Here is a 13,159-nt window from a genome sequence, read left to right as displayed (position 1 = left end):
TCCTCAAGAACAACCCGCAGCGCGCGATGACTTTCACCAAGCCGCAAGAGCTGCGCAAGAGCTGAAGTGCCTGATCGAACGGGTGCCCCGCGCGGGGCGCGGCGCCCGTTCTCTACGCCGGGGCAGCTCAAGCGGCGGCCCCGCCTCCCCCTGCGCCCTCGGCGCCACACTGGCGCTGCACCGGCGTCGCACGCACGCCCATGCCTGGCGCCCTGGCTTGCCTCATGCATGAAAAGCGGCCCAAAAGCTTGCTGGTACAGCGCTGACAGCTATGAAACGAAGAGTGTCGCCCGCTGCATGAGCACGCGCGCACGACCGCTGGAGCGCTCCCGGTTTGTGGGATATTTCGCCCCTTGCTTGCGGCCCGTGCCCCTTCCACTGCTTTCATGGCGACATCTCCTGCTTCCTCGCGCGGCCTTGTGCTGGTGCTGCTTGCCGCCATGCTCTGGGGCAGCACCGGCACGGCGCAAGCGCTCGCGCCCTCGGGGCTGTCCTCGTATTGGGTGGGGGCGCTGCGGGTGGCGCTGGCGGCGGGCTTCTTCGTGCTGCTGGCGCTGCGCGCGCCGCTGCGGCGCGGGCCTTGGCCCTGGCCCCGGCTGCTGTTGGCTGCGGGCTGCATCGCGGCCTACAACCTGAGCTTCTTTGCCGGCGTGCGCGCCAGCGGCGTGGCGCTGGGCACGGCGATTGCCGTGGGCAGCGCGCCGATCTGGGCCGGCTTGATCCAGACCCTGGTTCAAGGGCGTCTGCCGCCGCCGCTGTGGTGGCTGGGCACCCTGGTGAGCGTGGCCAGCGGCGCGCTGATGACGCTGGCCCAGGGCGAGCAACTGCAGCTCACGCCCGCGGGCGTGGCGCTGTGCCTGACGGCGGGCCTGTCCTATGCCAGCTACACCTTGCTGAACAAGGGCCTGGTGCTGCATCTGGGCGCGGCCTGGACCAACCTGGGTGTGTTCGGCCTCGCCGGGCTGCTGTCGGTGCCCGCCGCGTGGTGGCTCAGCGGGCCGCTGCCCGCGCTCGGCGGCAGCTGGGGCGTGGTGCTGTTCCTCGGGCTGGTGAGCACGGGCCTGGCCTATCTGCTGTTTTCCAGCGGGCTGCGCCACATATCCGGCGCTACCGGCGTGACGCTGGCCCTGGCCGAGCCGGTGACGGCCTTCGTGCTGGCGGTGCTGGTCGTCGGCGAGTTTCAGCCGCTCGCCGCCTGGCTGGGGCTGGCCGGCGTGGTCGCCGGGTTGTTGATGGTGGTGCGCGCCGAACTCAGGGCCGGCGCGGCACAATGAAGTTTCAGGGCAAGAGACAAGAGACGAAAGCAGGAAGACGGCAGATGGTGGGACGGCGCGCATTCGTGCTCGGGCTGGGCAGCCTGGCGACGGGCTCTGCGCTCGCGCAGGTGGACGTGGGCTCTGCCTCGCCCATGGCGCGGCTGGTGCCGGCGCAGACGCTGGAGCGCGCCGCCGACGAGCAATACGCCGAGCTGCTGGCACAGGCGCGCCGCCAAGGGGCGCTGGCGCGCACGCAAGACGCGCAGCTGCTGCAATTGCATGCGGTGGCGCGCCGCCTGATCCCTTTTGCGCTGCAGTGGAACGAGCGCGCCCGCGCCTGGCGCTGGGAGGTCAACCTGATCCGCAGCCGCGAAATCAACGCCTTTTGCATGCCGGGCGGCAAGATCGCCTTCTACACCGGCATCCTCGATCGCCTGCGGCTCAGCGAAGACGAGATTGCGATGGTGATGGGCCACGAGATGGCGCATGCGCTGCGCGAGCATGCGCGCGAACGCCTGGCCAAGACGCAGGCGACGAACATCGGCATCAACCTCGGCGCGCAGCTGCTCGGGCTGGGCGACCTGGGGCGCATGGCGGCGCATCTGGGCGGGCAGCTGCTCACGCTCAAGTTCAGCCGCTCCGACGAGAGCGAGGCCGACCTGGTCGGCCTGGAGCTTGCCGCGCGCGCCGGCTACGACCCGCAGGCCGCGGTGAGCCTGTGGCGCAAGATGGCCGAGGCCAGCGGCGCGGGCGGCGTGGGCTTTCTCTCCACCCACCCGAGCGGGCCGGAGCGCATCGCCAGCTTGCAGAAGAACCTGTCCAAGGTGCAGCCGCTGTACGAGCAGGCGCGAGCCCGGCGGGTGCAGCAGTAGCGACCCACTGCATTACCCGTGCCATCGAGCACGCGAAGGCCACGCGCAGTCCGTGCTGGCGCGCGGCAAGCGAAGCCCGCACGGTCACTGCTTGCGCTGGAGCCTGGAATCAGGCCAGCAGCGCCTCGCCGACCTGGTGGGCGTCGGCGCTGGGCAGGGTGATGCGGCCCTCGCGCAGCGCGCGGATCAGCGCGTCGGGCGTGGCGCGAATGTGCGCCTCCAGCGCCAGCGCGGCGCGCGCCTCTTGGCCGGCCATCGCGTATTCGTAGATCTCGGTGTGCTCGGCATGCACTTCGCGCTGGCTGCCCGGCAGGTGCATGCCCACGCTGCGGTAGCGCTCGCTGTGGCGCGAGAGCAGGCGCAGCACGCGCAGCGTCCACGGTGAGGCGTGGCCCGAGAGCAGCGCCTCGTGAAAGCGCAGGTTCAAGAGCTCCCATTCGCGTCGGCGTGCGGGCACGATGGGCTCGGCGTCCGACAGCGCGGCGTAGGCAGCGTGCACCGCCTCGCGCCAGGCGCCGTCGCCCGCCTGGATGGACTGGCGCAGCGCCTCGGTCTCGATCTGCACGCGCAGTCGGGTGATGTCTTCGAGCTCTTCCAGCGCGATCGGAGCCACGCGAAAACCGCGCTGGCCCTCGGCGACGACGAGCGCGTCGCTCACCAAGCGGGTGATGGCCTCGCGCAGCGTGCCGGCGCTGACCTCGTAGTGGTCCTTGAGGTGCTCCACGCGCAGCTTCTCGCCGGGCGCCAGGCGTCCTTCGATGATGTCGGCGCGCAGTTGTTCGTAGGCGCGCTCGATCAGCGTGCGCGCGCCGCCACTCTCGCCGTTGGCGCCGGGATGCTTGGGGGTGATGCTGCGTTTGGCCATGGGGCTCAGCTTTCTCGAATTTTGCTCAGGCGGTAACTCAGTTGCGCGCGCGTGATGCCCAAGAGCCGCGCCGCCGCCGACAGGTTGCCCTTGCTGCGCGCCACGGCTTCCTCGATCAGGCTGCGCTCCATCTGCTGCAGACCCAGGCCCTGGCCCAGCACCTGCTCCAGCAGTGCGCCGCCCGCCGGTTTGGCCTGGGCTGAGCGCAGGCGCCCGGAGGCTTCCAGTGTGTGCGCGCCGGCGCTGTCGGTGAGTCGGGCGTGCTGGGCGAACAGGTGCTGCGCCTGCAGCGGCTGGCCCACGTCGGCCAGGATCACGCCGCGCTCGATCAGGTTTTCCATCTCGCGCACATTGCCCGGCCAGGCGTATTCGCGCAGCGCCAGCAGCGCCTCGTCGGTAAAGCCGTTCACATGCTTGTCGTGCTGGCTGGCAAAGCGCTGCAGCAGGTGCTGGGCAAAGGCCTCGATGTCCTGCTTGCGCTCGCGCAGCGGCGGGATGCGGATCGGATAGACGTTGATGCGGTAGTACAAGTCTTCGCGAAAACGCCCGGCGCGCACCGCCTCCAGCAAGTCCACATGGGTGGCGGCGACCAGGCGCACGTCCACCTGGCGCGGCTGCGCGGAGCCCAGGCGCTCCACCTGGCCGTCCTGCAGCACGCGCAAGAGCTTGGCCTGCGCCGGCAGCGGCAGCTCGCCGAGCTCGTCCAGAAACAGCGTGCCGCCGTGCGCGCGCTCAAAGCGCCCGGCGCGCGCGGCGTCGGCGCCGGTGTAGGCGCCTCTTTCGGTGCCAAAGAGTTCGGATTCGACCAGCTCACCGGGCAGCGCCGCGCAGTTCACCGCCACGAAGGGCTTGGCCGCGCGCGGGCCCAGCGCGTGCAGGGCGCGCGCAAAGCGCTCCTTGCCGGTGCCGGTCTCTCCGGTCAGCAGCACGGTCACCTGGGTGTCGGCGGCCTTGCGCAGCAGCGTGGTGGCGGCGGTGAAGCCCGGCGCGCGCCCGATCAGCGGGCCCAGCGCGTCCACCGGGGTTTCGGGCGCGTCGTCGGCCGGCATGCGGCTGAACCAGGCAGCGACGGCGGGCGTGCCCTCGCTCGGCGGCAGCGCGTCGCTGTCGTAGTCGCGCGCCAGCAGTTCGCCCTCGCCATCGGGCCAATCGGCCAGCGGCCAGCCCTCGATGCGGCAGTGCGCATGGCCGCTGCCCACGCAGGCGACCTCCTTGTAGAGCACGGGGCGCCCCATGAAGGCGCTGGTATAGCCCGAGGCATAGCCCAGCAGCATCCAGCACACCGGGTCTTTCTGCGGCCCGAAGTCGCGCAGGTGCGACTCCACCTCCCAGGAATGGTCCCAGCGGAAGATGCCGTGAAAGCGCCCTTCGCCGACATCGAGCTGCAGCAGTTCCGGCGTGACCTGGACAGCACCTTCGAGCATGTGCAATTGCGGCCCCACGGCAAACATCGAGAAAACGTCCTCGTCCGCACGCAAGCGCCGTGCCAGTGCGGCGTCGCGCTCGCCCGAGGCATAGCCCGCGCGCAGCAGCAGCCGGCGCGTGGCCGCCAGCCCTAGCGCCTGCACCATTTCGCGGCGCAGCGTGCCGAGCGAGGCCGCATGCATCAACACCATGCGCTGGCCGGCCAGCCAGATGCGCCCGTCGGCCGAGGAGAAGCGCACCTGGCGGCGCAGGTCGGCATCCGAGGGCAGGGTGGTGGGCATGGGCGTCCAAATCTCGATAAGTCGAAGCGCTGGGTTGTCGGAAATTCACGAAATCATGAAATCCCGGGTGCAGCAATGATGCAAATGATCAACTCAAAACGCAAGACCCTGGCCTGCAGACTTGCGAATATTTGATATTCCTCAAGTTGGGCCCGGGCGGCTTAGGGGTTTACCCGGGAGTTTCAGGGCTTTCTGGCATTTTCTCGATAACTGGCACGCTTGCTGCATGCTCATGGGCATGACCGAAGCAGCCCAAACCCCCACCCCCGAGCACTTTGACGTGTCGCTGCGCTTCATCCGCATCGTGGAGGAGCACCGCAATGGTCTGGTCGAGTTCGAGTTTGCCGCGGGCGAACCCGACCTGTACGTCGAATTGATCCTGCCACGCGCGGAGTTCGAGGATTTCTGCCAGATGCAGGGCGTGCGGCCCACGCATGGGCGCCTGCCCCAGCACGAACAGGACAGTCTGGACGCGCACTGGGACTGGAACCTGCGCGATGCGCGCGAGCGGCACTTTCGAGATGTGACCTGACCTGCCCGCCCCCCTTTCATTTCAAAACGAGGAGACCTGTTTCATGCAAATCGATCTGCGTACCGTCAGCATCCAGCCGCTGCGCCAGACCTACAACCACATTGCCGACTACCTCGGGGCCGACAAGGCGGCCTCGCGCTACGTCGAGGCGACCATGGGCGTGCAGGGCACGACCAACTTCCACTACCGCCCCACGTGGGATCCCGAGCGCGAGATGTTCGACGAGCGTCGCACCGCGATCAAGATGCGCGACTGGTACGTGCTCAAGGACCCGCGCCAGTACTACTACGGCAGCTACACCCAGGCGCGCGCACGCATGCAGGAGACGGCCGAGAGCGACTTCGACTTCGTCGAGAGCCGCGGCCTGGCCGAGAGCTACGACGACGGCGCGCGCCGCGCGGCGCTGGATTTCTACATTCCGCTGCGCCACGTCGCCTGGGGCGGCAACCTGAACGGCGGCTACCAGAGCGCCTACGGCTATGGCACCGCGATCACGCAGGCCAGCCTCTACGCCAGCATGGACCAGCTCGGCATCGCCCAATACCTCACGCGCCTTGGCCTGCTCATGGGCAACGAGGCCGAGCTCGAAGCGGGCAAGCACGCCTGGCTCAACGCCCCGGCGTGGCAGCCGCTGCGCAAATACGTGGAAGACAGCTTCGTCATCAAGGACTGGTTCGAGAACTTCGTGGCGCAGAACATGGCGCTCGACGGCCTGCTCTTCGGCCTGGCCTACCGCGAGGTGGACCGCAAGCTCAATGAGCGCGCGGGGCCGACGATCTCCATGCTCACGCGCTTTCCGGCCGAATGGTTCCCCGAGACCAGCAAATGGGTCGATGCCGTGGTCAAGGCCACCGCCGCCGAAAGCGCCGAGAACAAGGCCCAGCTCCAAGAGTGGTACGCGCACTGGGCAGACCGTGCGCAAGAAGCGCTGATGCCCGTGGCCCAGCTCGCGCTGGGCGAGGAGGCCGGCGAGGCGCTCTCGCGCGTGCGCGCCCAGCTCGACGCCCGCATGGCCAAGGCCGGCCTGGCGGTGTAAGCGCCCGTCCGCCGCATTCACAAGCAAGGAGACAGACGAGATGACCCAAGTGCCCAACGTCTTCATCGCGCTGCAGCGCAATGAGGAGACGCGTCCCATCATCGACGCCATCCTGATGGACAACCCCGGCGCCCAGCTCGACGAGCAGCCGGCCATGGTCAAGATCAATGTGCCCGGGCGCCTGGTGGTGCGCAAAAGCACCATCGAGCAGGAGATCGGGCGCGACTTCGACCTGCAGGAGCTGCACGTGAACCTGATCACGCTGACCGGCAACATCGATGAATCCGACGACGAGTTCGTCCTGAGCTGGATTCACTGAGTCCCCAGAACATCCAACCCGAGGAGACCAATCATGGACATGAAAGTCAGCAAGAAGCTGGGTCTGAAAGAGCGCTACAACCGCATGACCCGCGACCTGAACTGGACGCCGAGCTACCAGTCGCTCAAGGACATCTACCCCTACCTCGAATACGAGGGCATCAAGATCCACGACTGGGACAAGTTCGAAGACCCCTTTCGCATGACGATGGACGCCTACTGGAAATACCAGGGCGAGAAGGAGCGCAAGCTCTACGCCATCCTCGATGCGTTTGCGCAGAACAACGGCCACCTGGGCGTGACCGACGCGCGCTACATCAACACGCTGAAACTGTTCCTCACCGGCGTCTCGCCGCTGGAGTACATGTCGCACAAGGGCTTTGCCATTCTCGGGCGCCAGTTCCAGGGCGCGGGCCCGCGCGTGGCCTGCCAGATGCAGTCGCTCGACGAGATCCGCCACGCTCAGACGCAGATCCATGCGATGAGCAACTACAACAAGTACTACAACGGCTTCCAGGACTGGCAGCACATGCACCACCGCGTGTGGTACCTCAGTGTGCCCAAGAGCTTCTTCGAAGACGCGGTCACTTCCGGGCCGTTCGAGTACATCCTCTCGATCAGCTTTGCCTTCGAGTACGTGCTGACCAACCTGCTGTTCGTGCCCTTCATCAGCGGCGCGGCCTACAACGGCGACATGGGCGCCATGGCCTTCGGCTTCTCGGCGCAGTCAGACGAATCGCGCCACATGACGCTGGGCCTGGAAGTCATCAAGTTCGTGCTCGAACAAGACCCGGACAACCTGCCCATCGTGCAGAAGTGGATAGACAAGTGGTTCTGGCGCGGCTACCGCGTGCTCACCCTTGTGGCCATGATGATGGACTACATGCTGCCCAAGCGCGTGATGAGCTGGAAGGAAGCCTGGGAGATCTACGCCGAGGAAAACGGCGGCGCGCTGTTTCGCGACCTGGCGCGCTACGGCGTCAAGGTGCCGCTGGGCTGGGAGCAGGCCTGCAAGGAAAAGGACCACCTCTCGCACATGGCCTGGAACGTGTTCTACAACTACGGCGCGGCCGCCCCTTTCCACACCTGGGCGCCGAGCGAAGAGGACATGAAGTGGCTCTCCGCCAAGTACCCGGACAGCTTCGACAAGTACTACCGCCCGCTGTGGGAGCACTACGCCAAGGAGCAAAAGGAAGGCCGGCGCTTCTACAACAAGACGCTGCCCATGCTGTGCCAGGTCTGCCAGGTGCCGATGCACTTCGTCGAGCCCGACGACCCGACCAAGATCGCCTACCGCGAGAGCGACTACAAGGGCATGAAGTACCACTTCTGCTCCGACGGCTGCAAGCACATCTTCGACAACGAGCCCGAGAAGTTCAAGCAGAGCTGGCTGCCGGTGCACCAGATCTACCAGGGCAACTGCTTCCCCGAGGACGTCGATCCGACCAAGCCCGACTTCGACCCGCTCATGGAAGTGCTGCGCTACTACAAGATGGAGTTCGGCCGCGACAACCTGGACTACGCCGACTCGCAGGACAAGAAGAACTTCGACACCTGGCGCGCCCAGGCCACCACGAACTGAGCACAAGGAGACACCACCATGGCCGTCGTATCCCTGGGTACCTACGAATTCGAAGCGAAGGATGCCCCCGAGAAATTCCCCGCCCCGCTGCTCTACGTGGGCTGGGACGACCACAAGATGTTCTGCGCGCCCCATTGCGTGCCCATGCCGCCCGACACGGTGTTTGGCGACTTCGTGAACAAGGTGCTGCCCGACATGTACAGCGCGCACCCGGACTTCGCGAAGATTGCCTGGGACAAGGTCGAATGGTTTGATTCGGGCAAACCCTTCACTCCGGACATGGCCAAGACCATGGCCGACAACGGCATGGGCCACAAGAGCGTGATCCGCTTTCGCACCCCGGGCCTGACCGGGCTGGGCGGCAGCGGCTTCTGAGCGAAATCTGAGTGAAACATGGCGCCAGCGCTTGACCGGCAAGCGCTGGCAGCTATGAAAATCGAAGTCAACCGAGTCGTATGAGCTACCAACTGACCATCGAACCCCTGGGCCAGACGCTGGACGTCGAGGACGGTCAGACCATCCTGGACGCCGCACTGCGCGCCGGCATCTACCTGCCCCACGCCTGCTGCCACGGGCTGTGCGGCACCTGCAAGATCCAGGTGCTCGATGGCGAGATCGACCATGGCGAAGCCAGCAGCTTTGCCTTGATGGAGTACGAGCGTGAAGAGGGCAAGGCGCTCGCCTGCTGCGCCATGCTCGAGTCCGACGTGGTCATCGAAGCCGAAGTGGACGAAGAACCCGACGCGCGCAATCTGCTGGTGCAGGACTACGGCGGCACCGTCACGCGCATCGAGAACCTCACGCCCACCATCAAGGGCGTGTGGATCGAGCTCGATGCGCCCATCGAATTCCAGGCCGGGCAGTACATCAACCTGAAGATCCCGGGCGAGCACGGCGCGCGCGCCTTCTCCATCGCCAGCAGCCCGGCGCGCGCGCACGAGATTGAGCTCAACGTGCGCCACGTGCCGGGCGGGCGCGGCACCGGCTGGGTGCACGAGCAGCTCAAGGCGGGCGAGCGCGTGCAGCTGGCCGGCCCCTACGGGCGCTTCTTCGTGCGCCGCAGCGCGCACGACAAGGAGGGCCTGGGCTATCTGTTCCTGGCCGGCGGCTCGGGCTTGTCCAGCCCCTGCTCCATGGTGCTTGAGCTGCTCGAGAGCGGCTGCGACAAGCCGATCACGCTGATCAACGGCGCGCGCTCGCGCGAAGAGCTCTACCACCACGACGAGTTCACCCGCCTGGCGGCAGAGCACCCCAATTTCACCTACGTCGCCGCGCTCTCAAGCGAGCCCGAAGGCAGCGGCTGGAGCGGCGCGCGCGGCTTCGTGCACGACGCGGCCAAGGCGCACTTTGGCAACGACTTTCGCGGTCACAAGGCCTATCTGTGCGGCCCGCCCTTGATGATCGAAGCCTGCATCACCACGCTGATGCAGGGGCGCTTGTTCGAGCGCGACATCTACACCGAAAAGTTCATCTCCGCGGCCGACGCGCAGCAGGTGCGCAGCCCGCTGTTCCACCGGGTCTGAAGCAATGCCCGCCTACCACACCGTCACCATCGTCGACACCGGGGAGAGCTACCGCTGCCCGGACGAGCGCTCGGTGCTCAAGGGCATGGAAGCCCTGGGCAAGAAGGGCATTCCCGTGGGCTGTCGCAACGGCGGCTGCGGCGTGTGCAAGGTGCAGGTCGAATCGGGCAGCTACTCGCAGCGGGTAATGAGCCGCGCGCACGTGAGCGCCGAAGACGAGGCCGCGGGCCGCGTGCTCTCGTGCTGCATCAAACCCACCAGCGACCTGAGCGTGAGCGTGCTCGGCGCGATGAAGAAAAACGTTTGCCGGCCAGCGCCCACGACCGGCACCACCCCCGTTTACCCAACCTGAAAGTCAAGAAGGAGATCGCTATGGCATTGACCGGTGTTTTGCGTCCAGGGCATGCGCAGATACGCGTGCTGGACCTGGAAGAATCGGTGAAGTGGTACACCGACGTCATGGGCCTGCAGTACCAGGGCCGCGACAAGCAGGGCCGGGCCTATTTCAAGACCCGCGCCGAGCGCGACCACAACAGCGTCATCCTGCGCCAGGCCGATCAGGCGGGCATGGATTTCTTCGGCTTCAAGGTGCTCGACCAGGCCACGCTCGAAGACTTCGACAAGAAGCTGCAAGCCTATGGCGTGCAGACCGAGCGCATGCCCGCCGGCGACCTGCTGGAGACCGGCGAGCGCGTGCGCTTCAAGATCCCCACGGGCCACACCATAGAGCTGTACGCCGACAAGACCGACACCGGCAGCGCCTGCGGCACGACCAACCCCGACATGGACGTGATCGACCAGCCGGGCATCCTGCCCATCCGCCTGGACCACTGCCTGATCTACGGCGACGACCTCGAAGGTGCGCTGGACTTGTTCACCAAGGTGCTGGGCTTCACTCTGGTCGAGCGCGTCAAGCTGGAAGACGGGAAGACCGACCTGGCGGTGTGGCTCACCTGCAGCGCCAAGGCGCACGACATCGCCATCGTGCGCCACGGCGAAAAGGACAAGCTGCACCACGTGTCCTTCCAGCTCGGCAGCTGGGAGCAGGTGCTGCGTGCGGCCGACATCATGAGCAAGAACCGCGTGTCCATCGACATCGGCCCAACCCGCCACGGCATCACCAACGGCACGACGATTTATTTCTTCGAGCCCTCGGGCAACCGGCTGGAGACCTTCAGCGGCGGCTACGACCACTACCCGGACATGAAGCCCATCACCTGGACCTGGGACGAAGTGGGCGCGGGCATCTTCTACCACGACCGCAAGCTCAATGAAGCCTTCCTGAGCGTGGTGACCTGAGCGGTCCCTCCCCTTCCCCCTGTGGGGGAAGGCCGGGATGGGGGCAGCGGCCATGGCCAGCTCCGGGGTTTGGATACGCCCCTGGCCCCCACCCCAACCCTCCCCCAGAGGGGGAGGGAGAAGTTGTCCGCCCTCGCCCCCAAAGGGTGGGAGTTCGCTATCGGAGAGTTGCATGAATCACAGCGTCGAACAACGCGCCATTACCGCCGAGGCGGCCAACGCCGCCGTCGTCGCGGCGGTGGCCAAGGCGCAGGAGTTGGGCATACGCATCAACGCGGCGGTGACCGACGCCTCGGGCGTCCTCGCGGCCTTTTTGCGCATGCCCGGCGCGTTTTTGCATTCGGTGGACATCGCCATCGACAAGGCCTACACGGCCGCCGGTTTCGGCTTTGCCACGGCGCAGTGGGGCGAATTGCTCCGGGGCGACGAGGCGCTGCGCCTGGGCATGCCGGTGCGCCCGCGCAACGTGGTTTTTGGCGGCGGCCTGCCGATGCGCGAGGCGGGCGTGCTCATCGGCGGCATCGGCGTCTCGGGCGGCTCGGCCGAGCAGGACGCCGAATGTGCCCGCGCGGCCCTGGTCGCGCTGGGTTTGGATCAGTGACAGGTTCAGAGCAGTTTGAACACAACGAGAGCAGCACATGAAAGAGTTTCTGAACTTCATCAATGGCGAATACGTGAGAAACGCCAGCGGCAAGCGCTTCGAAAACCGCAACCCGGTGGACAACAGCCTCATAGGCCAGGTCTGGGAAGCGGGCCAGCCCGAGGTGAACGCGGCGGTGGCGGCGGCCAAGGCGGCGCTCAAGGGCGATTGGGGCCGCATGTCGGTGCTGGAGCGCTGCAAGCTGCTCGACGCACTGGCCGCCGGCATCAACCAGCGCTTTGACGACTTTCTGCAGGCCGAGATTGCCGACACCGGCAAGCCCAACCACCTCGCATCGCACGTGGACATCCCGCGCGGCGCGGCCAATTTCCAGATCTTCATCGACACCATCAAGAGCGTGTCGACCGAATCCTTCAACATGCGCACGCACGACGGCAAGACGGCGCTGTCCTACGGCGTGCGCACGCCGCGCGGCGTGATCGCCGTGGTCTGCCCGTGGAACCTGCCGCTGCTTTTGATGACGTGGAAGGTCGGCCCGGCGCTCGCCTGCGGCAACACCGTGGTCGTGAAACCCAGCGAGGAAACCCCGGCCACCGCCACCCTGTTGGGCGAGGTGATGAATGCCGTAGGCATGCCCGCCGGCGTGTACAACGTAGTGCACGGCTTCGGGCCCGATTCGGCCGGCGAATTCCTCACGCGCCACCCCGACGTCAACGGCATCACCTTCACCGGCGAGACGCGCACCGGCACGGCCATCATGAAAGCCGCGGCCGAGGGCATACGCCCGGTGTCGCTGGAGCTGGGCGGCAAGAACGCCGCCGTGGTGTTCGACGACTGCGACTTTCAGGTGGCGGTGGACACCGTCACGCGCGCCGCCTTCGAAAACTGCGGACAGGTCTGCCTGGGTACCGAGCGCGTGTACGTGCAGCGCGCGCTGTTCGACAAGTTCGTCGCCGCGCTCAAGGGCAAGGCCGAGGCCATGACGCCCGGCCTGCCGTTTGATGCCGCCACCAGGATAGGCCCGCTGATCAGCAAGGAACACCAGGCCAAGGTGCTGGGCTACTACCAGAAGGCGGTCGATGAAGGCGCAACCGTGGTCACCGGCGGCGGCGTGCCCGAGATGCCCGAAGCGCTCAAGGACGGCTGCTGGGTGCAGCCCACCATCTGGACCGGCTTGCCGGAGACGGCCAGCGTGATCACCGAGGAAATCTTCGGCCCCTGCTGCCACATCGCGCCCTTTGATACCGAGGACGAGGTGCTGGCCAAGGTCAACGCCAACCGCTACGGCCTGGCCACGGCCATCTTCACCCAGGACATAGGCCGCGCCAACCGCATGGCCCAGGGCATAGAGGTAGGCCTGGCCTGGATCAACAGCTGGTTCCTGCGCGACCTGCGCACGCCTTTTGGCGGCTCCAAGCAATCGGGCATAGGGCGCGAGGGCGGCGTGCACTCGCTCGAGTTCTATACCGAGCTGCGCAACGTGATGGTGAAGTTGTAAGCAAAATCTGGCTCAAACGCTTGCCAGTCAGGCGTTGCAAGCTATCAAAACAAGAGTAATCCAAGAACGCG

Annotated in this window: 14 protein-coding genes; 12 read left to right on the top strand and 2 right to left on the bottom strand. The window is 66.6% G+C overall.

Annotated elements, in window-relative coordinates:
• Positions 1-386: 386 nt before the first annotated feature.
• Positions 387-1,274, top strand: coding sequence for an EamA family transporter (locus tag KUD94_RS10980; protein WP_218237242.1), 888 nt, complete (start codon positions 387-389; stop codon positions 1,272-1,274).
• Between the two features lie 44 nt (positions 1,275-1,318).
• Positions 1,319-2,128, top strand: coding sequence for a M48 family metallopeptidase (locus tag KUD94_RS10975; RefSeq protein WP_255568731.1), 810 nt, complete (start codon positions 1,319-1,321; stop codon positions 2,126-2,128).
• 109 nt (positions 2,129-2,237) lie between these two features.
• Here KUD94_RS10975 and KUD94_RS10970 read toward each other — a convergent pair whose 3' ends face one another.
• Both KUD94_RS10970 and KUD94_RS10965 read right to left on the bottom strand, forming a co-directional pair.
• Positions 2,238-2,993, bottom strand: coding sequence for a GntR family transcriptional regulator (locus KUD94_RS10970; protein ID WP_218237240.1), 756 nt, complete (start codon positions 2,991-2,993; stop codon positions 2,238-2,240).
• Positions 2,994-2,998: 5 nt separating this feature from the next.
• Positions 2,999-4,699, bottom strand: a complete 1,701-nt coding sequence (locus KUD94_RS10965) for a sigma-54-dependent Fis family transcriptional regulator (protein WP_218237239.1) — start codon at positions 4,697-4,699, stop codon at positions 2,999-3,001.
• A gap of 238 nt (positions 4,700-4,937) precedes the next feature.
• Here KUD94_RS10965 and KUD94_RS10960 point away from each other — a divergent pair, with 238 nt between their 5' ends.
• The 10 genes from KUD94_RS10960 to KUD94_RS10915 all read left to right on the top strand — a co-directional run bounded on the left by KUD94_RS10960 (position 4,938) and on the right by KUD94_RS10915 (position 13,088).
• Positions 4,938-5,231, top strand: a complete 294-nt coding sequence (locus KUD94_RS10960) for a phenol hydroxylase subunit (protein WP_218237238.1) — start codon at positions 4,938-4,940, stop codon at positions 5,229-5,231.
• 43 nt (positions 5,232-5,274) lie between these two features.
• Positions 5,275-6,267, top strand: a complete 993-nt coding sequence (locus KUD94_RS10955) for an aromatic/alkene monooxygenase hydroxylase subunit beta (RefSeq protein WP_218237237.1) — start codon at positions 5,275-5,277, stop codon at positions 6,265-6,267.
• 49 nt (positions 6,268-6,316) lie between these two features.
• Positions 6,317-6,586: an MmoB/DmpM family protein gene (locus KUD94_RS10950; protein WP_218239280.1), complete on the top strand. Its 270-nt coding sequence runs from the start codon at positions 6,317-6,319 to the stop codon at positions 6,584-6,586.
• A gap of 33 nt (positions 6,587-6,619) precedes the next feature.
• The gene (locus KUD94_RS10945) at positions 6,620-8,167 is read left to right on the top strand and encodes an aromatic/alkene/methane monooxygenase hydroxylase/oxygenase subunit alpha (protein WP_218237236.1); all 1,548 of its coding nucleotides are present in this window, start codon (positions 6,620-6,622) and stop codon (positions 8,165-8,167) included.
• Positions 8,168-8,185: 18 nt separating this feature from the next.
• Positions 8,186-8,542 (top strand): phenol hydroxylase subunit P4, encoded by a 357-nt coding sequence (locus KUD94_RS10940; protein ID WP_218237235.1) that lies wholly within the window; start codon positions 8,186-8,188, stop codon positions 8,540-8,542.
• A gap of 80 nt (positions 8,543-8,622) precedes the next feature.
• Positions 8,623-9,690 carry an NADH:ubiquinone reductase (Na(+)-transporting) subunit F gene (locus KUD94_RS10935; RefSeq protein ID WP_218237234.1) on the top strand — a complete coding sequence of 356 codons (1,068 nt, stop codon included), beginning with the start codon at positions 8,623-8,625 and terminating at the stop codon, positions 9,688-9,690.
• 4 nt (positions 9,691-9,694) lie between these two features.
• Positions 9,695-10,042 carry a 2Fe-2S iron-sulfur cluster binding domain-containing protein gene (locus tag KUD94_RS10930; protein ID WP_146912620.1) on the top strand — a complete coding sequence of 116 codons (348 nt, stop codon included), beginning with the start codon at positions 9,695-9,697 and terminating at the stop codon, positions 10,040-10,042.
• A 20-nt stretch (positions 10,043-10,062) separates the two neighbouring features.
• Positions 10,063-10,989 carry a catechol 2,3-dioxygenase gene (locus KUD94_RS10925; protein WP_218237233.1) on the top strand — a complete coding sequence of 309 codons (927 nt, stop codon included), beginning with the start codon at positions 10,063-10,065 and terminating at the stop codon, positions 10,987-10,989.
• Positions 10,990-11,161: 172 nt separating this feature from the next.
• Positions 11,162-11,590 carry a heme-binding protein gene (locus KUD94_RS10920; RefSeq protein ID WP_218237232.1) on the top strand — a complete coding sequence of 143 codons (429 nt, stop codon included), beginning with the start codon at positions 11,162-11,164 and terminating at the stop codon, positions 11,588-11,590.
• 37 nt (positions 11,591-11,627) lie between these two features.
• On the top strand, positions 11,628-13,088 hold the full coding sequence (locus KUD94_RS10915; RefSeq protein ID WP_218237231.1) for a 2-hydroxymuconic semialdehyde dehydrogenase: 1,461 nt from the start codon (positions 11,628-11,630) through the stop codon (positions 13,086-13,088).
• Positions 13,089-13,159 lie beyond the last annotated feature (71 nt).

The sequence above is a fragment of the Comamonas sp. NLF-1-9 genome, assembly GCF_019195435.1.
Taxonomy (GTDB): Bacteria; Pseudomonadota; Gammaproteobacteria; order Burkholderiales; family Burkholderiaceae_C; genus Comamonas_C.
The sequence above is the reverse complement of the archived record's forward strand: the minus strand, read 5'-3'. Positions and strand labels throughout refer to the sequence as shown.